Below are 19,028 nucleotides of genomic sequence, written 5' to 3'. Positions count from 1 at the left end.
GCCGAATGGTGTGATCGACCACAGTCGCCACTGAAAGCAGCTCTGCGAGCATCCAATTCGTCTGCATTTCGCCGGTGAGTCCCTGTCGGGACATCCTTTGTGGTTGCCGCACTACAACTTCGGCGCCATCCCACTACTGCGCCGAATCCCCGTGCGCGGCCGATCCACCACGACGGGCCTAGCTGTACCCCTGAATGTCTGCGCGCGATCCGATCGGTCAACAGGACCGCGCGGCAGCGCCGTTCTGATCCACAACCCCGCTCACCGACTCGATTCCGAAGGAATCTCCATGAATCAGAGGTCGTTCAGCCCTCGACAACAGAGCCAGCAACCGCTTGGATACCAAGGAGAGGATCTATTGACGGCACCTGCACCACAGACGCGCACTCCTGGCGCGATTGTTTCGGAGGGGGATCCTTGAATGGACCTCGACATCACCTGCCCGCAATGCCATCGGCTCGATCTGGTGCAGAGCGTCCCCGCTCTGTGCGCCGATGGCCTGTCTACGAGCTACGGGTCCGGCCTGTATTCCGGGGTCGGTGTCTCGGCCGGTGGACTGGTGCCTGTGGTCGGTACCGCGACCATGCAACGCGCACACACCAGCGCGCTGGCTCGCGTGTTCGACCGCGGTCCCGCTCAGGTTCGCACGGGCCGTCTCACCTTTTTCGGTGTGCTGCTGCTGATCCTGCCGTTGATCTCCCTCGGGAGTATCTTCGAGTTTCTGCGCCCGGAAAATCCTCACGATATCGTCACCTTCATCGGGACGATGGCGGTCCCGTTCACGGTGGGCATTCCAGCGGCTGCACTGTTGCTGGGTGCCCGAAGTCGCCGCCGCCTCAACGCCCGCATCGCGGCCGGTCGACCCCGCGCGCACGCCGTGTGGGCGGCCGGGTTCTACTGCCACCGCTGCGGTCTCGCGTCCTGGCCGTACTCCCCCGCCCCCGGTGTGCCCGCCCGGCAGCCGGTCACCCCGCAGCAGTTCCGGTGGTTGGTGTGGGAGGCGGCGGGATTCCACAACCTGTAACCCGACATCACGGCGGACGAACACCCCGTGCAGGGGTCAATCAGACGAGCCTCGATCGACAGGGCCGGCCCCGAAATCAGCCCCGGGCGTGGGAAATTCTCTGCTTCCTGATCCCGGAGGAGCCTGCCTTCGTGCCCGAGGAACCTCCTGCGAGCTTGCTCGGGATGGTTGGGGGTCGCTGGCGTGTGCGCGTGCCGTGCTGATCAGCTGGCGGGCTTGCTTCGCGGAAATCTCGAGCAGGTCGGCGACGTCGTCATCGCTCTGCCCCTGGTCACGGATGAGAGCGGCAGTTGCGGCCTGGTCGGCATGTAGCCGCGTGATCTCCTCGGTGGCGCGATCCTGGACCGCGCTGATCCGATCGCGCAGATCCGCGACCTCACGATCACGAGCGGCCTCGCACGCGGTGATCGCCTGCCAGGCTTGCAGGTAACGCCGCACCGCCGCGGCGATGGTCTGTTCACGTTGACGCGCGAGCACGCGGCGCTGACGCACCCGTTCACGCGAGCGTTCCAGGCGCTCGACCAGTTCCGGTGATGCAGAATTCCGCGGAGACCGCGGCAGACGACGCGACGACATCGCTGAACCTCACAAACATTCGTTGAGTCAGCCCGCTGATCCGTCCGCCCACCAGGCTACGCCTCTTTCACACCACCAAGCGTGCGCTCGGCGCTGTCCTGACGAAGCTGTGGCAGCGTGGTTAACCGGCGTCGATCTGGTCGGCAGCGTTGAGCAAATGGGCAGCGATCTTGCATGCCTCGCTCCCGGTCAGGTCGGTGGCGAGCCCGTGGGTGATCAACTCCAGACACAGCTCGCGGCGATCATCGAGATCGAACGCGCTCACTCGCACCGCGATCGCGACACCGCAGGTGTAGGGATGCGGGTGGCGCACCACCATGAACGGTCCGCGATGCTCCACCGCCACGAGACCGAGCTCGTGGCCGACTTCGGTGTGACCGAGGCACCACGACGGACAAGGTCCGTCGGCGGGCGCCAACACCAGATCCGCGCCCAGAATCAGGATCCGCGCGACTCGGCGCGCGTCGACGGAGCTCAACTCGACGCCCACGCCGTGCGGGTCGATCAGACCGATCAGGCTGTGGCGGTGTCCCTCACGATCATGAGCGCTCGACTGGATCCACACCTGGCGTGTCGTGTCGAACGCGAGGTGGTCGTACAGATTGACCGCGAGTTCGGGACCGTAGTGCGCACCCCCATCCCGCGGATCACCGGGCGGTGGGTCTCGGTGGTCCACGCACCATGTCGGACAGGAAAACATCACGGCCACAACGACTCCCCACAAGTCACCCGACACTCGCAGCCTGCCGAACCAGGCCCACCCGGCCACTGTAACCGCGCCCCACGACACCGAAGCCATAGGCCCACCCGATTCCCATTCCACCACCAGTAGGGAGTTTCGATGACTGCGCCCGACCCGCTGTTCCCTCGAGCCGGATCGGCACCGGATCCCGCGCTCGCCGACATGGTGTCGGCGGCGCTGCCCGAGGCTCTCGCCGAGGTGTTCCGACGCCGCGCCCAGATCCAATACGAGGATGAAGAGTCCGGCTACGACGGCCGCGACCTCGAACTAGTGCTGCACGCCATCGCCGCGCTCGCCGACGGCACCGCCCTGCCCGCAGCCGATCTCGCGCGGTTGGGTGCGGTGCTGAGTATTCCGGCGGTGTCGCAGTGCCTGCCCGCGACCGCCACCGGCGAGCACGCCCACGAGGCCGAGGCATTGTGGACGCTGTTGACCCGCGTTCTCACCGGCACGCACCGCGCCAATCCCGCGGTCCTGCTGTGCTACAGCGCATTCCTACGCGGCGACACCGTCCTCGCCCAGACCTCGCTGTCGATCGCACTCGGGGCCGATCCCGGGCACGTGACTGCCCGACTGCTCGATGCCGTCTACAAGGGTGTTCTTCCACCGACGACTCTGCCCCGGATCGCACGATTGGCCGCCGCGGCCGCCACCGACGTCGGCGTCACTATCGATCAGCCCTTGGACTCTCGGTAAGGAGACTCTCCATGCCCTCGACCAGCGAGGCTCGCCCTGGCAGGCTCGATGCCCTCAAAGCCCTGATCGATCACCCACGGACTCCGGACTACGAACGTGAAGTCGCGCGGGCGATGCTGGCACGACTACTCGACCAACAGGACACCCCGACGCGTTCGGACTATATCGATCCCACCTGGTACGGCGCGAAGTACACCGAGGTCCCTCGTTTCTGTGCGACCTCGGTGATCTCCAAGGCGATCCGGGAGGAGATCAAGACCCTGCACAAGGTCGCGGGCAAGATCGGCCAGCATGGCGAGGTGAAGCTCTACGACCCCATCGGCGACGCGCCCGCCGAGATCCGCTTCGCTGTCACCACCTCCAGGCACGGGTCGATCACCATCACGATCCGCGACATTCCCGACGAATGGGGATGGGTACGCGAAGACCGCCACCACACCGGCCATGTCGCGGACTGGCCGAGCCAGGCCCTACGCGATCTGGGCCGGGCGCTGCGCGCGCTGGCCAACGCCTACAACCACGACAACAGCGACATCACCACCGACTACTTCGACCAACGCTTCTTCCTCAACATCACCGCCTGCAAGGGCAGCGGCCGCTACTGTCCGATGCCAGTTGACGTGTCGTAGCGTTCGGGCCGTGATCAGGGGTGCGTCATGTATGTGGCAGAAGGCTGGGCTGGTTTTCTGCCAGATTGTTGACGTAAATCAGAGCTTCGATATGGCTCGAAGTTGATCGAATGCCCGCGGTGGTGGGGTTTGGTCGAGGAACTTCTTGATCTGGGCGGAGCAGTCCTCGATGGCGGCGCTGCTGGTGTCGACTTCGAGGTCATAGATTGCGTGGGCGTGGACGGATTCGATCTGCTGGGCGGCGGTGCCGATCGGGCGGTCCCCGCGTTGCTGTTCGCGGCGCTGTAGTTCGTCGGCCGAGCAGTGGACGCCGATGAGGACGACGTCGATGCCGGCCAGAATGGTCAGGCAGTCGCTCAGCCGCCAGGGCTCGCTGAGCACGTGGTCCATGATGATGTCGTTGCCTGCGTGGGCCATTCCGGCGACGGCTCGGTGAAATCCAGCTCGGGTTCGTTTGAGGACTGCGGCGAGTTCGGTCGGGTCGAGTTCGTGGGTTCGGGTTTGTGAGCGCATCGCGCCGATCATGTCGATGCCCATGTGGAAGAAGGGGCGTTCGAGGTCGAGCTGCAGTTGGCGCGCGAGGCTGGACTTTCCTGAACTCGACACGCCGTTGAGGAGAATGACCTGGCCAGTGATGGTTTCATCAAAGTGTTCGGTGGCGCCGGAGGGCTCAAACATGTCTTCCATGGTGGCGGAATGTCCGCTGACCGGCAGAGGTGGCCGGGGCGTCGGGCCGCGGCGGCTGAAGACATAGTCGTGGACGGCTTGATAGGTGACGGCCGCGTGGTGGTCGTCGAGCAGACATTCCCAGATCTCCCGGATGGAGATCAACGGTGCGTCGGCGAGAAGGGCGTCGATGTGTGGTTCCAATCCTCGCAACCCGGGGCGCTCGCGACGGGGATATTCCTTGCGTGTGGGCGGGTTCGGTGATCGCAGTGCGGCCTGGACGGTTCGCCGGCCGACCTGATGCTTGCGTTCGATGGCTCTGCCCGACATGCCCGCGAGAGCGTCGCGGCGGATGGCCGCATAGAGCTGGTGTTTGGCTTCGTCGTTGCGCTGCTTGCGTTTTCGTTGTTCGGCGACGATGCCAGGGCGCTTGGGTTGTCGTCGCCGGGCGGCCAGTTCGGGGAAGATGTGCAGGACAACCGGTGTGGTGCGGCCGCTGACGGTGGCGAGTTTGTCCGGATCGATGCCGCCCATTCCCCGTCGTCCCGGGGTGATGTGGCGGCGCAGATAGCTGGGTTTGAGGTGGTTGGCGACGGCGAGACGGATCACGAACGATTCCGCGGTCTCCCCAGGGCGTGGCCGAGGCTGGACCGGCAGCGCTGCGGGATTGGTCAGGGTGGTCATCGATTGAAAGTGGTTGCTTTTAGGTGGATTCGGTGTGGGCGGCGTGGTCGAGGTCGATGGTGTCGAGGCTGGCTTTGGTGATGGTTTCAGTGCCGGTGAGGATGGCTTCCAGGGCGGCTTCGCGGATCAGTGCCGAAAGGCTGCCGATCATGCCCGCGGTGCGCTGGTGCAGGTAGCAAGCGAGATCGGTAAGCGTTCCAGGTCGGTGCTCATGGAGGCGCAGAGTGTTCTCGATCGAGGCGACGACCCCGCGCCAGTCGTCGGTGCAGGGATATCCGACGGTGCGCAGCAGAGTGTGGCGTCCGGCGATCTGCTCGCCGCGGGTGCCGGTGAACAGTCCTTCGCGTTCGACGTTGATGCCGGAATAGACGAAGGTGGCCGGGATCCGTTCGGAGAAGTATTTCAACGTGTCGGAGACTTCGGCTCCGGCGCGGGTGGCCAGTGAAATATTGTGCAGCTCATCGCAGATCACGACGCTGGTGCCGGTGTCGCAGCAAACCCCGCAGACGGCTTCGATGATGTCGGTCAGGTTCGCGCGCTGGGTGACCGGCAGACCGAGGAACCGGGCGAATTCCGCGGCGAGCATGCGCGGGGTCGCCGCCGGTGGGACGGTGACATAGAGGACCGGGATGCGGTCGCTGCGATGGGGATGTCGCTGCCGGTCGGCGACTTCGTGCATCTTGCCGAACTGGGTGATAGCGGTGGTCTTTCCGGTGCCCGCGGCGCCGGACAGGATCAGACCGCGCCGGGCGCTGATCGCGTGCCGGTTGAGCAGCGTGAGCCGTCGCCCTTTCTGCGCAACGGCTTTCACTGTCGCTGTCGCGATCACCGTCATCCGGGTGTGGTAGTCGATGCGGATCTCGTCGTAGCGGTGGCGAGATTCGGAGTCGAGCGCGGTCCAGTCGCTCTGTGCCAGCAGGTCCGGGATCGTCGGGTGATCGAGGGTGAACCCCCGCCAACCGGTCAGGGTGGTCAGCTGTCGGCTCGGTTCGGTGACCTGCTCGTTTCCGGTAGTCGTCACCAGCGTTTGCTCGCTTCCTCGAAGGGGTCGAAGATCCCCAGCGGGATCACCTTCGCCGCGGTCTCGGCCTTCTCGGGGCCGGGCGGCTCGTCGGTGTCGCTGTCGCGGGGCGGGTTCGGTGATGTCGCGCGGCGGGTGGCCTTGGTGCGTCCGGCGACTTTGCGGTCGCGTCGTGACCGGGGCGTGTCGGGGACGGGGCCGCGTTCGGCGCGGTCGAGGAGATCAGCTGCGGTGGCAGCGATTTCGGCTTCGGTCGCGGTGTCACGACCGCGCTGGGACAGGACTTCGCGAGCATGCTGCCAGGCCAGCTCCCCGAAAGGGACCGGGGAGGTGCGCAGATGCGTCCAGTTGGTGCTGATCCAGCCGCCGTCACGGTGGTTGCGGACCCAGATCCTGGAAACGTCGTAGGGGTCGTGGTGGATCTCCCAGCGCCCGTTGTGGGCGGTGACGCCGGAATGCTGGCGGCGGTAGGGATTCAGCCGGGCGTCGTCGTAGGTGCGGCGATTGATCCGGACCCCGTAGGAATTGATGACTCGCCAAGTGGCGGGCAGCAGTTCGATGTAGTCGTCGGCCGACAACGGAACGGGGACGTAGCCGGCGAGGCGGACCAGAGCCGCGTATTTCTCGTTCGGCGTCAGTGCCGTGTCCGGGGTGATCGGGTCGCGCAGCCCCTCGTGAGGCCGGTTGGCCCAGACCGCGACCAGCCATTCGTCCAGCAGCGCCTGCAACTCGATCATCGACCAGACCGCGGCCTGTTCGGCTTTGCGGCCGCGGCGTTCGACCGAGGAACCGACGTAACCGGCGACGTATTGGGCGAACAGGGTGCTCACCGATTCCAGCGTGCGTTCGATGACCGGCTTGTCGGTGGGAGTGTCGGGGTGAGCGGGTTGCAGGCTGATGCCCAGCGACCGGCAGGCCGATCGGAATGCCTGGGAGAGAAAGGCTTTGCCATGATCGACCACGATCGTCTCCGGCGCGATCACCGGCCTGGCCGCCGCGTCGGCCAGGCGTTGGTCGAGCTCGGTGAGGGTGTGGTGGGGCAGCACCGACCGCGCCATCCGCAGCGCATCGCTCCAGCCCGGGCGCATCGGCTCCGGTGTCAACGCCCGGGCCAGCAGCAGCGCCGCGTCGACCGCTTTCGTCGACGGACGCAGCACCGCCGCAGGAACCGCGCGCGTAGCCAAGTCGACCATGCCCGTCAGCTCGACCGAATCGATCGTGCCGTCCTCGAGCACGACCCGAACATCCAACGGCGTGGAATCGATCTGCACGACCTCTCCCGGCCTCGCCGCAACGACCGTGCCGAACGGACCCTCGGGCTGTTTGGCCAGCGACCGGCGGGTCCGCGCCGAACCGAAGGTGTGCCGGCCCTCGGCCAGACGCGCAACCAGCCGATAGAAGGTGCGCTCCGGCGGCAAGGGCGGCGCCGCCGGTCCGTGGAGCTCGATCAGCAGTTGCCCGACCCGCCGCCGCAACCTGGTGATGGTGCCGGTCGAGCGATCGGTTTCCTCTGCGATCGCCGCCGCGGTCGCCTCGACCACGCGCGGATCGATCCGTCCGGTGGCCGATGTCCGCCGCGCGAATCGACCGTCGACCAAGGCCCAGAGGCCATCTCGTTCGTAGGCGCTGCGCATCCGCTGCACTGTTCTCAAGCTCACCGGCCTCCCGGCCGCGGCGAGCTCGCGGACCTTCGCCTGCTCGCGTTGGCGCATCGTCGTCGTGGACGGGTCGTAATCGAGGTTCATCGGGGCTGCCGAGGAATCAGGACGACGGCCAGTAAGCAGCTCGATGACGTGGACTTCCCACCACTGTGCCTGCTCAGCGACCTCCGAAGGCAGATCCGTGAGCCCCGCCGACGGCGGGAACGGCGGCTGCCGCCGCTGCTCCAGCAACGCGAACCCGGGGTCGGCGAGGACCTGCGAAACTGCGACGATTCGTTCGGCGCCCGTGACATTCCGGATCCTCAACTCCGTGCCGGTCACCTCGACGACCGTGTATTCACTCCCGCCGCAACGGAACCGGCTGTCCGGAGCCAAGACGTCGACGCGGCTGGTCATCGTCGTTCACCACCGATGATCGTGCCCGGACCCAACAGCCTCGTCTCGAGATCGACCGCCAGCTCCTGACACCACAGCAGATGAAACAGCGTCGGCAACACCACGATCGGATCACCGATCTCACCGACCACCTCGGCCAGCGGCTTGGCCGTCGCGAATGCCTCGGCGAACTGGGCGACCAGGCCCGGACGACGACAACGAGGATGGCGATAACCCGACAACCACCGCAAATTCGCTGCATGGATCGGCGACATGTCGCCGACGCGGCGATACTGCCATCCGACCGAATCACACAATGCCGCAGTCTGATCGAACGTCGTCTGATCCTGGGCGTCGATCCGCGAATCCGGGCGGACATCGACCACGATCGCCCCGCCGTCGCGCAGCCGCAGGAAGTAGTCCGGGACATGCTGTTTCGCCGACCAAGACAATCGGAATGGTTGGGAGCCGATCCCGCTCACCTGCGGTGACGAGTCGAACGACATCAGCCAATCCCGCTCCACCCAGGATTCGTAGCCGATGTGCGAACCCGTCGTCGCCGACCACCACGCCCCCGAGAAGTTCTTCTGACCACGGAACGTAGGGAACCTCCGCGCCGGTTCGACCATCTCGAAACGGATTGTCGCGCAGGCCAACAGCGGCAACCGACAGCGACCTCGGACCTCCGGATCGATGAACTCCACCCAGCAGTCATCACCACCGGCAACGGCGACGACAGCACCCACGACCCGGACCCCCGAACAAGAAGTCGGAACCAACGATCCGCGTCAGGTTAATGGCAGAAGCCCCCCACTTGTGCCAGAGCGATGGCAATACGTCAGGTCAACTGGCAAAGGACAGCTACGGCGTCTCCGTCGGCTGAGACCTCCCACAGCCTGGCTTTTGTCGCGAATTCTGACGTCGTTCTGTCACGAATCTCGACACCAGTGAGCGCGGCAGGAAACCACGCCGTGCACAAAACCGACACCACTCGAATTCGATTGCCATCGCGAACTGTCGGATGTGGAGTGGAACTCATGACACGGTTGGTGGTGCCGGTACTCGACGCGGACAAGGTCCGGTTGCGACCGTTCGCGGCCTCCGATGTGGACTTGACCATCGCCGTGGGCAAGGATCCTCTGATTCCCGCGATCACCTCGGTCTGTGCCAACGGGGACGAAGCCGACGCGCGAGAGTTCATTCGACGCCAGCACCACCGTGCCGCCACTGGGGAGGGGTGGTCGTTCGCGATCGCAGATCCCGGCACCAACACGGCTGTAGGACAGATCGGACTGTGGCGGAGCGAGATCGGCCACGGCCGGGTATCGATCGGATATTGGATCGAGCGCGGTCACCGCCGTCACGGCTACGCAAACCGGGCATTGCGCCTGCTCAGTTCCTGGGGCTCGGCACTCGATGAGGTGACGCGGCTGGAGTTGTATGTCGAGCCGTGGAACGAGGGATCATGGCGCGCTGCGGAATCGGCCGGATATCGACGTGAGGGCTTGCTGCGCCGATGGCAGAAGATCGACGGCCTGCCGCGCGACATGTACATGTACGCGCGTCTTCCGGATTCCGACTGAACCGGTCGACCACGAGCTGGCCATGGACAAGTCCCTCACGGCATCGGGCCGTCGCAGTGTGATGTCCGAATTCGCGAACATGGAATTTTCGGCCGCAGCGGTCGTGCTGAGATCCGCGCACAGCCGGTGTTCAGATTCACGATCGAAACCACACAGCCCTCACTCACGCACCCGACCACGCGCCGGACACACCCGAACCGGTTGACCACCAGGCACCTCTAAGCCCACCGACTTCCGCGGTCCAGCACCCACCCAATACATGCGCTCATTCGCACTATTTCACCTTTCTGTTGCCGTGCCCGCCAGGTCGCGAGCACCTCCGAACAGCCCACATCCAGGCCTCGACGTGCCGTTGCCGCCGATCCCACTGCCGAAGGAGTCCGGAGATGACACCGCCACTGCCCACCGATGACACCACCGCGCCGCTCCCGGGTCTGCCGGGACGCGTTGTGCGGGTGAGCGATCCGCACGCCGGTCAGGGTGATCCGTTCATGGAGAACCTGGCCGATTTCCTGTTGTTCCTCGTGCCGCTGATGCTGGCCGAGATGCGGGAATGGACACCCGAACAGCGCGCACGCAACGCCGTGGACACCGCGACGATCATCGCCTCTCACGGCGACGACGCCCTCTACGGCGGTCGCCACCAGGGACCGGCCCGCACCGCCATCGCACGCGCACTCGCCCTGGGCGCCTACTCCCCGGGCGGGATCACCCAGTTCGGAGTGCACGCCTGCCTGCACGACCATCCCGACTGCCCCACCACCCGATAGACGCTGCACCGGGCGACATCGTCCGCGACCCGATCGACCACCTGCACGCACGCCGGTCCCGATTACAGAGGGGCCGCAACGCCCTGACCTCACGTTCACGGCCAGGCGGACCACATGCCCACCGCGCGAGGCCCTCGTCCACGAACTCCGGTCCTTTGCCAGCGCTCGCCACCCACTCGTAGCGGTGAACATGCTGTCCCGCAGTGTTTTTCGTTTGCGGTCGGCGCTGGTGTCGGGCGTTCGCCGCTCGTCCCTGGCTGTCCTTCCACTTCCGCCGAAAGGGGTTCTGTCATGCCCGAATCCGATCTTGCCGCCGCGTGTGCGGTGTGCGCAACGCTCCGCGCGGGTCCCCGATACCCCGTCGAGCAGCAACAGGTGTGCGGATCATGCGTCAGCACGGTGGCGGTCTGTGACGGCTGCCACGAGCAGTCGCTGACACTGTCCGACACCGCCGAGCGGACCCGACTGTGCTCGCACTGCACGCCCGGCTGGCTCGACTGCGTCTCGTGTGCGCGGCTCAGCGCGCCACACGAACGTACCGACTCCGATCACATCGTGTGTTGGAGGTGTGCGGAGGCGTTCTTCGACCGCTGCTTCGCCTGCGGCCGTCACAGCGCCGCGTCCCGCTACGTGTCCGGGGGTTTGCGGGCGTGCACGATGTGCGCGGCCGCGTTCGGCAGCTGTGACCGATGTGGGACGTTGCTGCGCGGATACGGCTCCTGCGACTGGTGCGCCAACCCCGCGCGAGTGCGGAATTACAGCTTCAAACCCGATCCCCGCTTCCACGGCACCGGACCGTTGTTCCTCGGCCTGGAACTCGAAATCGTGGTCCCCGACTACTACCGCGGCGACGCCGTGCGGCTGGCCACCGACCGGCTCGACGGCCTCGGCTATCTGAAACAGGACTCCTCGATCCAACCGGGCGGATTCGAGTTGGTCAGCCACCCGATGAGCTACTCGTACGCTCTCGACTCGTTCCCCTGGCCGCTGCTGGGTGAGCTCGACGATCTGGGGTGCACCACACACGCCGGAGTCGGGTTGCACGTGCACGCCTCCCGCGCCGGATTCGCCTCCCCCGCGCACATTTTCCGGTGGATGAAGCTCCTCTACCGCAACGAATCCCAGCTCACTCGCCTGGCCGGGCGGCGCTCGCGCTACGCCCCGTTCGACCCGACCGCGCGCGCGAAGGTCAAGGACACCGCCAAGAACCACGTCCACGCGCTGGGCCTGGACCGGTATCAGGCGATCAACCCTCATCCGCGTCACACCCTCGAACTGCGGATCTTCTCGTCATCTCTCGAGGCCGGGCGAGTGCAGGCCGCGCTCGCGTTCACCGCGGCCTCGATCCACTACACCCGAGGCCTGCGCATCACCGATATCCGCGCCGGCGCGTGGGAATGGGACGCCTTCACTACCTGGGTCACCGCACGCCCGGTCTATCAGCCTCTGTCCGACCAGCTACGTCACCTGGAGCTCGCATGTGCCTGCTGACCTACTTCCCACCCGGTGTCCAACCCGACGCCACGGCGTTGCGGACCGGCGCGACGGTCAACCCGCACGGGCACGGTTACGCGCTGATCATCGACGGCCGGGTCCGCACCGGTCACAGTATGGAGCCCGACCCGCTGATCGCCGAATTCTTCGCGCTGCGCGCCGCACACCCGGAGGGGGCGGGGCTGTTCCATTCCCGCTACGCCACCCGCGGCGCTCGCTCGCTGGCGAACTGCCACCCCTTCCCGCTCGGTCATGATCCGCGAACGGTATTGGCGCACAACGGGACCCTGCCCAAGCGGGTGCATCCGCGTGCCTACGATCCGCGTTCGGACACCCGCATCGCCGCCGAGGACTATCTGCCGCGCCAGCCGTTCGGGTCGATCGACACCCACCGCGGCGCACGCGGTCTGGCCTCCTGGCTGGGCAGCAGCAAACTGGTGATCCTGACCGTCGACCCCACCTACGACCACGCCGCCTACATCCTCAATGAACAGGCCGGGCTCTGGGAAGACCGGATCTGGTACTCCAACAACACCTATCAGCCGTTCTCGCGCCGTCGGCCGCAGCACATGTGGAGCGTGCGCTGCGACGGCTGCGGGCACGTCGACCTGTACAGGTCCGGGCGCCACTGTGACACGTGCGGGTGGTGCTTCGACTGCTGGCAGACCTTCCCTCATTGCGACTGCCCCACCCACCGCCGCACCACCACACCGGCTACCGCCACCCGCGCGGAAGCGATCGCCGCTCTGACCCGGACATCGGGTGGACGTCACCGCGCCGCTTCTCTCTCACCGACCAACGGCTGACACCTCACACGTCACATTCCCAGGATCCGCCGCTGCCTGTCCTCGGGATTGCTCCCCCTTCCCTCGAAGCCCCGCGCACCGCCGACCTCTCGGCTCGTGTGCGGGGCTTCGCCGTTTTCGTCGAAAGGTCGTGACCCGCCATGCCCACCGCCACCGTGCTCGAGGAGCAGTGCGAGGAGTGCTCGCAGTCTGTGACCGCCGATCGCCTTGTGACTCTGGTCGAGGGAGACAGGTGGTGCGGCGACTGCGCGCGCTTCTGCGAAGGCTGCGCTGCACCAACTCGACACACCAGCCACACCGTCGATGACACCTACCTGTGCGCGCGCTGCCTGCTCGGCTGGCACCGATGCGAACGCTGCGACCTATTCACCGAAGACCTCGTCTCGGTCGTGAGCGGCCCGCAGGTCTGCTCGTCCTGCTCACAGCACTACGACCTGTGCAGTGACTGCGGAGACCGCACCGATTTCACCTACACCGTCGACGGCGGGGACGAGGTCTGCTCGGACTGCCGCAACGATTCCTACCACTACTGCTCCGACTGCGAACTGCTCGTCCCGACCTGCGATTCGCGCTGCGAGGAATGCGCGCGTGGCAGCGACGACTACCGCGTGCACGACTACTACTACCGCCCGAACCCTGTCTTCTACGGCGACGGTCCGCTGTTCCTCGGTCTGGAACTCGAACTCATCACCCCCACCTCGACCTTCACCGACGCCGTCGACCTCGCAGTCGAACATCTGGGTGGGCTGGGTTATCTGAAGGAGGACGGCTCGATCCGCCCGAACGGATTCGAGATGGTCACCCACCCGATGTCGTGGGATTACGCACGCGCCGACTTCCCGTGGCGGCTGTTGAACAAGTTACGGCTGCTGGGCTGCCGCACCAACGCCTCGGTCGGTATCCACGTCCATGTCTCCCGTACCGGATTCACCTCTCCCGCCCACATCTACCGGTGGCTGAAGTTCGTGTACCGCAACGAATCCCAGGTCTGCACCCTGGCACGCCGCCGCGGCTCGGAATGGGCGGAGTTCTCCCCCCAGGCGCGTGAGGCCGCAGTCGAGTTCGCCAAGGGCTCCACGGCCGGGTTCGGCCGCTACCAGGCGATCAACGTCTACCCCGAGCACACCTTCGAACTGCGGATCTTCGCCTCCTCACTGGCTCCGCGCCAAGTCAAGGCCGCCCTCGGATTCGCCGCCGCCTCGGTCGAATACACCCGCACCCTCACCGCGGCCGACATCGCGCGCCGCCGCGGCTGGGAATGGTCAGCGTTCTGCACCTGGCTCACCACGCGGCCCGAGTACAGCGATCTGCTCACCGAACTCCAGGAGCTGGCATGTGCATGCTGACCTTCTTCAAACCCGACACCACACCGGACGTCAACGCCCTGCGCAACGGCGCGGAATCCAATCCGCACGGACACGGCTACGCCCTACTCACCGACAACGACACCATCACCGTCGGGCACAGTCTCGACGCCGAGACCGCCATCGGCGAATTCGCTGCCCTACGTGTGGAATACCCGCACGGGCCCGCGCTGTTCCATTCCCGCTACGCCACCCACGGACTGCGCGGCCTCGACAACTGCCACCCCTTCGAACTCGGTGGTGACGAGCGGACGGTGCTGGCCCACAACGGGGTCCTGCCCTCCAACGTGCACCCCGCCGAGGGCGATCAGCGTTCCGATACCCGGATCGCGGCCGAGGACTTCCTCCCCGCCGCGCCGTTCGGGTCGTTGGATTCCTGGACCGGCCGCGAGGGCCTCGAAAACTGGTTGGGCACCGACAAACTCGTCCTGCTCACCGTCGATCCCGCCTACACCCACCGCGCCTACATCTTCAACGAGGCGCGCGGGCACTGGGACACCGATGCCGGGATCTGGTACTCCAATCGCGACTATCTCGACTACCGGTGGGGTTACACCGCCGGCTGGGATTACACCTTTTGCGAATTCTGCGGGGCAGACGATGACGACGGCGTCGGCCCGCACTGCGGGTTCTGCGGCTTCTGCGCCGAATGCAAGAACCAGTTCCCGCACTGCGACTGCCCCGACCTCGACGGCCACGACCGCTACGCCGACCTCATCGACCTCGAATACGCCTGAGCCCCCGAGGCGGCCGGTTCCACCGAACCGGCCCCCTCTGCACTCGCGTGGAACGGAACACCGAGAATGCCCGACTCCCTCAAACCACTACGACTGCTGCTGGGACTGCGTGGACTGCTCTCTCGACAGATCACCGCAGTCACCTCCACCGTCGCTACCGGTGCCGCGCTCGGTGATCCGGTGATCGGCCTGGTCACCGTCGAGCTGCACCGCCTGCGCCGCAGTGGCGAGCTGACCACGATCACCACCCGCGGTGGACATCGCCACGACCGCGTCCGTGTCGCCGCGGTCGGCCGCCACCACGCCGTCCTGGTGCACCCGGGTGGCCGGATCCTGCTGCCGCTGCGATTCATCGAAGCCCTCGCCCCCGCACCCCCACCAGACACAGAGTCCAACCGCGAGGACCAACCGGTCCCGCACCACGGCTCCAGCGCAGTGGTCACCGCGCGGAGGTCCACCGATGTCGATTGACCGCTACACCGCGCGGCTGCGAGCCGACCCACGGTATGCGCCTTACCTTCCCGAGATCGATGCGTCCGGCTCGGTTCTGGTTGTGGGCTATTACGCCGCCTTCGCGATCACGCCACGGCCCGGAACCCCGATCGCCGCCTTCGACGGCATCCCCGCCCAGCACGCCGGTCTGGTGATGGCGTTGATCCGCGTCGAGAATGCCGGGGCCTCGCCGAGAACCGATCCTGACGGCATCCCCAGGTGGGAGGTCGATCCGTTTGGGATCGGTCTGCCCGAATTCGGGTGGTACCTGAGCCCCGCCGAACACACCGGATCCCGGTGGGTCCTCGCGGCGGGCTGGTGGGCCGCCGGGGGCCGCCAAGCCGTGCTCGCGCGCACGCTGTCCACCGTGGTTCCCGGCGCACCGACGGTTGTGGCCGTGCACGATCACGACCCGCACACCGGCCGCCGCTGGCAGCCGTGATCGTCCACGCCACCGACCTTCTCGCCTGGATCGAGGCGAACCTACCCGCCCTCGACGCCGGCCGCTACCACCCCTGGAGCGGCGGTCCCACCCCACCCGGTGCTCTCACCGCCCAGATCGAGGTCACCATCACCAGCCCCGGACACGAGGTTCGGCGGGTGTGCGTGCGGTTGTCCGCCGAACCCCTCGAGCCCACGACGCCGTCACCACGGCGCCGGTGACCAGTTCGGTCCTGGGGCTGTTTCCCGTACTCCCACTGAAGATTCGAGGTAGTCATGGTTACCACGTCACCGTCGGGCCCGGATCGTGTGGCGGGCCCGGCTCGTTTGTCCGACGCGCGTCGGGCGCGTGGTCTGGTCGTCCCCTACATCACGTTGAGCCATCGTGATCCGGCGCGACCGGTGTGGGGGATGCTGGATCCGGTCCGCGCGCACTGGGTGCTGTGGGGTAAGCGGTGTCAGATCTGCGGGCAACCGCTCACCGACCGGGTGGTGGTGTTCATCCGCTCGATCGACTACCTGCGTGGGCTGGCGGTAGAGCCAGGAACCCACCCAGAATGTGGGCACTATTCGCGGCGTGCGTGCCCGATGCTGGCCGGGCAACAACACCACTACCACGCCAACCCCGCGGTGCGGTTCGCCCGCTGCGACGATCCGGTCTGTGAATGCCGGTACTGGCAGCCGCGCCAGGCCGACCCGCGCGAACCCGCCCGCGACGGCCGACCCGCCGAAGCCTGGTACGAAGCATGGCTCGACCTCGCCGACTACCAGGTGATCGAAGACCCCGGCAGCGAAACCGCCGCACCCGCGGCCGGCATCGCACTGTCCGGGGTCCGGTTCCTGCGGCTGCGCAAGATCCGCGACACCGCCGTCCCCGAGACCGACCGCCGTCGCGAGGCACTCGATCAACTCATCGCCGCCAAAACACTGCTCGGCTTCTGACCCCATCCCCCACGTCCACGAGCCTCGGAAGGAGTAGACCGCCAATGGATTTCCACGACCTCACCGCACGGATCGCGGCGACGCTCAGGCCCGGGTGGCGCGTTCAGCGCCACTCGACCTCGCTGCGCCATCGAGAACTGGAACGCCGCCGCGACCCTCGATGAGCGGCGGCAGACCGCTCATATCCCTTTCGCATCACCCGCCGGGTGATGCGTTTCGTGACCGCTCAATTCTTGGAGGTCCACATGTCCAACCCTGTGCCCATGCAGTCCATCACTCGCGCCGAGTATCAGCAGCTGCTCGAACGCGGTTATGCCGGTCCGGTCTCCGCGCTCACCGAGGACCAGGTCGAGACGGACTGGCGAGATCGGTTCCCGGACTGGCGTGGACGGAACTGGGTCTACCTCGACACCGACGATGCCGGAGTGCTGCGGCTTGCCCCGGTCAACGTGACCCGCCAGCGCCGCGCTTCGGCCGCCTGAACCTGATCCGCCCATCTCTTGCGGGTTTCTCACGATTCGACGACCCACGCCCCATCCGATGACACCGCCACCCCACGACCGTTCCCCGCGTTCACAGCCGGGGTGTGCGTGCCGACCCTTTCGCGAGGAGTTCACCGATGAGTACTGCTTCCCCGTCCATCGCCGCCGACCCCAGTGGATCCGAACAGCCCGACACCGACCAGGTATCGGCCGCCGCCCCCGACACCACCGACACCGCCGGGCAGGGCTCGACCGATGCCGCCGCCGCGGACCTGACGTTGATCCCGCCGCCAGAAGCGGTAGCGGAGTACAAGAACCCGAACGATCTGGTGATCGATGAGAACGTGCGGATGAGTTTCGATCTGGACGACTACCCCGATCAGGAAGCCTCGATCCGCGCACGCGGGGTGCGGGCACCGGCGCTGGCGCAGCGCGGACCGGACGGGACGATCCGCGTCTACGACGGGCAGCTGCGGGTACTGCTGGCCCGTAAGGTCGGACTCGAGTCCGTACCGGTGTGGATCGCCCCCGCCGACCCTGACATCGAGGACAACGAACACCGCATCGAGCGCACCCTGGACCAGATCACCCTCAACGACCGACGTATCCCACTGTCGGAGGTCGACCGCGCCCGAGGGATCGCGTTGATGCTCGAATTGGGTGCGACCCCGACCCGGATAGCGCACGGATTGCAGCGCAAGCGCTCCGAGATCACCAAGGTCGGCGCGATCGGCGCATCACCGACAGCGACACAGCTACTGGGCGACCGGAAGTTCGACCTCGACCAACTCTCGGTCATCGCCGACTACGAGGCCCGCGGCGACACCGACGCCGTCGCCCGTCTCGAGAGCGCCGGACGCTACAACTTCGGCTACACGCGCCGACTGATCGACAACGAGCGCACCACCACCAAAGACCGTCTCGAGACCGCGCTCGCCTACGCCGTCTACGGATTCGGCATCCTCACCAGCGAACCCGACACCGACACCGGCTACCTGCCGATCGACCGGTTGGTCACCGAGGCGGGCGAGCCGGTCACTGTCGATCACCTCTACGCCGACCCGACCCGCTGGGTGGTGTGGCTGGCAGTCGAACGCGGCACACTGCTCGTCGACACCGAATCCGGTGTCCGCGTCGAGATCGAGGAGGTGGACTGGAGCACCCGCGGCAACCCTGATGCCGTACCCAGCGAGGGGTTGCGCCACACCGACACAGTGACTCGTGCCGATGAGTGGACCCCGACCTACTATCTGCCCGAAAAGGCGTTGCCCGGCAGTGGGTTCACCATCATCGCGCCCGAACACGATCCTGACGCGGAAGCCGCGGCCGTGGCCGCGCGGGAGCAGGCACGGTTGGATCGGCGGCGGGTCCGCGTGCTCAACGAACGCGGCGAGGCCGCCAACGAACATCGCCGCGAGTTCCTGCCACGCCTGCTCACCGGAGCCACACTGCCTCCTGACACTGCGGCCTTCGTCGCCGAAACCCTCGCTCACCGACTCGCCTTCGACGAACGAGCACAGGTGGCCTCGCTGCTGGGCATCGATTCCAGCACCGAAGCACTCGTGGCCGCGATCGGAGCCGCGTCGCCGAATCGGGCGTGGAAGATCGTGCTCGCCATGCAAGTCGCTATCGCCGAACTCGCGATCGGCAAGAGCCTGTGGCGCGACGCGCGGGGGTCCACCCAGAGGTATCTGCGGTTCCTCGCCGAGGCCGCCGCCGACCTCAACGCACGTACCGCAGACAACGATTTCGCTCTCGTTGACGTCGAGCAGGCCGCCGCCAGGCTCATCGATTACCGCGACATCGATATCGAGTCCTGAACCCTCACCACAGTTGACCGGCC

At 66.5% G+C, this 19,028-nt stretch carries 21 protein-coding genes; 15 read left to right on the top strand and 6 right to left on the bottom strand.

Features of this window, described 5'->3' with window-relative positions; all coding sequences use genetic code 11:
• Nucleotides 1-421 precede the first annotated feature (421 nt).
• Nucleotides 422-1,024, top strand: a complete 603-nt coding sequence (locus DAT37_RS25675; RefSeq protein WP_109527443.1) for a hypothetical protein — start codon at nt 422-424, stop codon at nt 1,022-1,024.
• Between the two features lie 36 nt (nt 1,025-1,060).
• On the opposite strand, the gene DAT37_RS25670 is transcribed toward DAT37_RS25675, so the two are convergent.
• Both DAT37_RS25670 and DAT37_RS25665 read right to left on the bottom strand, forming a co-directional pair.
• Entirely contained in the window at nt 1,061-1,600 is a 540-nt protein-coding gene (locus DAT37_RS25670; RefSeq protein WP_109527442.1) for a hypothetical protein, read from the bottom strand.
• Nucleotides 1,601-1,721: 121 nt separating this feature from the next.
• A complete protein-coding gene (locus tag DAT37_RS25665; protein ID WP_408637439.1) occupies nt 1,722-2,300 on the bottom strand; it encodes a DUF6907 domain-containing protein in 579 nt (192 codons plus the stop codon).
• A 141-nt stretch (nt 2,301-2,441) separates the two neighbouring features.
• Here DAT37_RS25665 and DAT37_RS25660 point away from each other — a divergent pair, with 141 nt between their 5' ends.
• Both DAT37_RS25660 and DAT37_RS25655 read left to right on the top strand, forming a co-directional pair.
• A complete protein-coding gene (locus DAT37_RS25660; protein ID WP_109527440.1) occupies nt 2,442-3,038 on the top strand; it encodes a DUF4192 domain-containing protein in 597 nt (198 codons plus the stop codon).
• Nucleotides 3,039-3,049: 11 nt separating this feature from the next.
• A complete protein-coding gene (locus tag DAT37_RS25655; RefSeq protein ID WP_109527439.1) occupies nt 3,050-3,667 on the top strand; it encodes a hypothetical protein in 618 nt (205 codons plus the stop codon).
• A 78-nt stretch (nt 3,668-3,745) separates the two neighbouring features.
• Here DAT37_RS25655 and DAT37_RS44990 read toward each other — a convergent pair whose 3' ends face one another.
• From DAT37_RS44990 to DAT37_RS25635, 4 genes are all read right to left on the bottom strand, one after another.
• Nucleotides 3,746-4,867 (bottom strand): phosphotransferase-like protein, encoded by a 1,122-nt coding sequence (locus tag DAT37_RS44990; RefSeq protein ID WP_198654426.1) that lies wholly within the window; start codon nt 4,865-4,867, stop codon nt 3,746-3,748.
• A gap of 169 nt (nt 4,868-5,036) precedes the next feature.
• The gene (locus DAT37_RS25645) at nt 5,037-6,038 is read right to left on the bottom strand and encodes a TniB family NTP-binding protein (RefSeq protein ID WP_232839991.1); all 1,002 of its coding nucleotides are present in this window, start codon (nt 6,036-6,038) and stop codon (nt 5,037-5,039) included.
• A complete protein-coding gene (locus tag DAT37_RS25640; protein ID WP_232839990.1) occupies nt 6,035-8,095 on the bottom strand; it encodes a Mu transposase C-terminal domain-containing protein in 2,061 nt (686 codons plus the stop codon). Before DAT37_RS25640 ends, DAT37_RS25645 begins: the two co-directional genes overlap by 4 nt.
• Nucleotides 8,092-8,820, bottom strand: a complete 729-nt coding sequence (locus tag DAT37_RS25635; RefSeq protein WP_109527437.1) for a TnsA-like heteromeric transposase endonuclease subunit — start codon at nt 8,818-8,820, stop codon at nt 8,092-8,094. Before DAT37_RS25635 ends, DAT37_RS25640 begins: the two co-directional genes overlap by 4 nt.
• Nucleotides 8,821-9,111: 291 nt before the next feature.
• On the opposite strand from DAT37_RS25635, the gene DAT37_RS25630 reads away from it, so the two are divergent.
• From DAT37_RS25630 to DAT37_RS25575, 12 genes are all read left to right on the top strand, one after another.
• Entirely contained in the window at nt 9,112-9,657 is a 546-nt protein-coding gene (locus DAT37_RS25630) for a GNAT family N-acetyltransferase (protein WP_109527502.1), read from the top strand.
• 386 nt (nt 9,658-10,043) lie between these two features.
• Nucleotides 10,044-10,427, top strand: coding sequence for a hypothetical protein (locus DAT37_RS25625; protein WP_109527436.1), 384 nt, complete (start codon nt 10,044-10,046; stop codon nt 10,425-10,427).
• 291 nt (nt 10,428-10,718) lie between these two features.
• Complete coding sequence (locus DAT37_RS45665; protein ID WP_232839989.1) at nt 10,719-11,918, top strand: amidoligase family protein; 1,200 nt, start codon at nt 10,719-10,721, stop codon at nt 11,916-11,918.
• The gene (locus DAT37_RS25615; protein ID WP_109527435.1) at nt 11,906-12,727 is read left to right on the top strand and encodes a class II glutamine amidotransferase; all 822 of its coding nucleotides are present in this window, start codon (nt 11,906-11,908) and stop codon (nt 12,725-12,727) included. The genes DAT37_RS45665 and DAT37_RS25615 overlap by 13 nt, the downstream gene beginning before the upstream one ends.
• 140 nt (nt 12,728-12,867) lie before the next feature.
• A complete protein-coding gene (locus DAT37_RS25610) occupies nt 12,868-14,073 on the top strand; it encodes a hypothetical protein (RefSeq protein ID WP_232839988.1) in 1,206 nt (401 codons plus the stop codon).
• A complete protein-coding gene (locus DAT37_RS25605; RefSeq protein WP_109527434.1) occupies nt 14,061-14,828 on the top strand; it encodes a class II glutamine amidotransferase domain-containing protein in 768 nt (255 codons plus the stop codon). The genes DAT37_RS25610 and DAT37_RS25605 overlap by 13 nt, the downstream gene beginning before the upstream one ends.
• Before the next feature lie 66 nt (nt 14,829-14,894).
• On the top strand, nt 14,895-15,299 hold the full coding sequence (locus DAT37_RS25600; protein ID WP_109527433.1) for a hypothetical protein: 405 nt from the start codon (nt 14,895-14,897) through the stop codon (nt 15,297-15,299).
• Entirely contained in the window at nt 15,289-15,762 is a 474-nt protein-coding gene (locus DAT37_RS25595; protein ID WP_157978695.1) for a hypothetical protein, read from the top strand. Before DAT37_RS25600 ends, DAT37_RS25595 begins: the two co-directional genes overlap by 11 nt.
• Entirely contained in the window at nt 15,759-15,983 is a 225-nt protein-coding gene (locus DAT37_RS25590) for a hypothetical protein (protein ID WP_109527431.1), read from the top strand. Before DAT37_RS25595 ends, DAT37_RS25590 begins: the two co-directional genes overlap by 4 nt.
• A 54-nt stretch (nt 15,984-16,037) precedes the next feature.
• On the top strand, nt 16,038-16,703 hold the full coding sequence (locus tag DAT37_RS25585; RefSeq protein WP_157978694.1) for a hypothetical protein: 666 nt from the start codon (nt 16,038-16,040) through the stop codon (nt 16,701-16,703).
• A gap of 245 nt (nt 16,704-16,948) precedes the next feature.
• Nucleotides 16,949-17,185: a hypothetical protein gene (locus tag DAT37_RS25580; RefSeq protein ID WP_157978693.1), complete on the top strand. Its 237-nt coding sequence runs from the start codon at nt 16,949-16,951 to the stop codon at nt 17,183-17,185.
• A gap of 137 nt (nt 17,186-17,322) precedes the next feature.
• Nucleotides 17,323-19,005, top strand: a complete 1,683-nt coding sequence (locus DAT37_RS25575; RefSeq protein ID WP_109527428.1) for a ParB/RepB/Spo0J family partition protein — start codon at nt 17,323-17,325, stop codon at nt 19,003-19,005.
• Nucleotides 19,006-19,028: the final 23 nt, after the last annotated feature.

The sequence above is a fragment of the Nocardia aurea genome, assembly GCF_003123685.1.
GTDB classification, from domain to species: Bacteria; Actinomycetota; Actinomycetes; order Mycobacteriales; family Mycobacteriaceae; genus Nocardia; species Nocardia aurea.
This window is presented reverse-complemented; position numbering and strand designations above follow the sequence as displayed.

Excerpts from the sequence above, each read along its gene's own strand:
- DAT37_RS25665 (WP_408637439.1), bottom strand. The coding sequence starts at position 2,300 with ATGTTTTCCTGTCCGACATGGTGCGTGGACCACCGAGACCCACCGCCC.
- DAT37_RS25655 (WP_109527439.1), top strand. The coding sequence starts at position 3,050 with ATGCCCTCGACCAGCGAGGCTCGCCCTGGCAGGCTCGATGCCCTCAAA.
- DAT37_RS25640 (WP_232839990.1), bottom strand. The coding sequence starts at position 8,095 with ATGACCAGCCGCGTCGACGTCTTGGCTCCGGACAGCCGGTTCCGTTGC.
- DAT37_RS25615 (WP_109527435.1), top strand. The coding sequence starts at position 11,906 with ATGTGCCTGCTGACCTACTTCCCACCCGGTGTCCAACCCGACGCCACG.
- DAT37_RS25575 (WP_109527428.1), top strand. The coding sequence starts at position 17,323 with ATGAGTACTGCTTCCCCGTCCATCGCCGCCGACCCCAGTGGATCCGAA.
- DAT37_RS25630 (WP_109527502.1), top strand. The coding sequence starts at position 9,112 with ATGACACGGTTGGTGGTGCCGGTACTCGACGCGGACAAGGTCCGGTTG.
- DAT37_RS25580 (WP_157978693.1), top strand. The coding sequence starts at position 16,949 with ATGTCCAACCCTGTGCCCATGCAGTCCATCACTCGCGCCGAGTATCAG.
- DAT37_RS25595 (WP_157978695.1), top strand. The coding sequence starts at position 15,289 with ATGTCGATTGACCGCTACACCGCGCGGCTGCGAGCCGACCCACGGTAT.
- DAT37_RS25660 (WP_109527440.1), top strand. The coding sequence starts at position 2,442 with ATGACTGCGCCCGACCCGCTGTTCCCTCGAGCCGGATCGGCACCGGAT.
- DAT37_RS25625 (WP_109527436.1), top strand. The coding sequence starts at position 10,044 with ATGACACCGCCACTGCCCACCGATGACACCACCGCGCCGCTCCCGGGT.
- DAT37_RS25610 (WP_232839988.1), top strand. The coding sequence starts at position 12,868 with ATGCCCACCGCCACCGTGCTCGAGGAGCAGTGCGAGGAGTGCTCGCAG.
- DAT37_RS44990 (WP_198654426.1), bottom strand. The coding sequence starts at position 4,867 with ATGGGCGGCATCGATCCGGACAAACTCGCCACCGTCAGCGGCCGCACC.
- DAT37_RS25605 (WP_109527434.1), top strand. The coding sequence starts at position 14,061 with ATGTGCATGCTGACCTTCTTCAAACCCGACACCACACCGGACGTCAAC.
- DAT37_RS25670 (WP_109527442.1), bottom strand. The coding sequence starts at position 1,600 with ATGTCGTCGCGTCGTCTGCCGCGGTCTCCGCGGAATTCTGCATCACCG.
- DAT37_RS25600 (WP_109527433.1), top strand. The coding sequence starts at position 14,895 with ATGCCCGACTCCCTCAAACCACTACGACTGCTGCTGGGACTGCGTGGA.
- DAT37_RS25585 (WP_157978694.1), top strand. The coding sequence starts at position 16,038 with ATGGTTACCACGTCACCGTCGGGCCCGGATCGTGTGGCGGGCCCGGCT.
- DAT37_RS25675 (WP_109527443.1), top strand. The coding sequence starts at position 422 with ATGGACCTCGACATCACCTGCCCGCAATGCCATCGGCTCGATCTGGTG.
- DAT37_RS45665 (WP_232839989.1), top strand. The coding sequence starts at position 10,719 with ATGCCCGAATCCGATCTTGCCGCCGCGTGTGCGGTGTGCGCAACGCTC.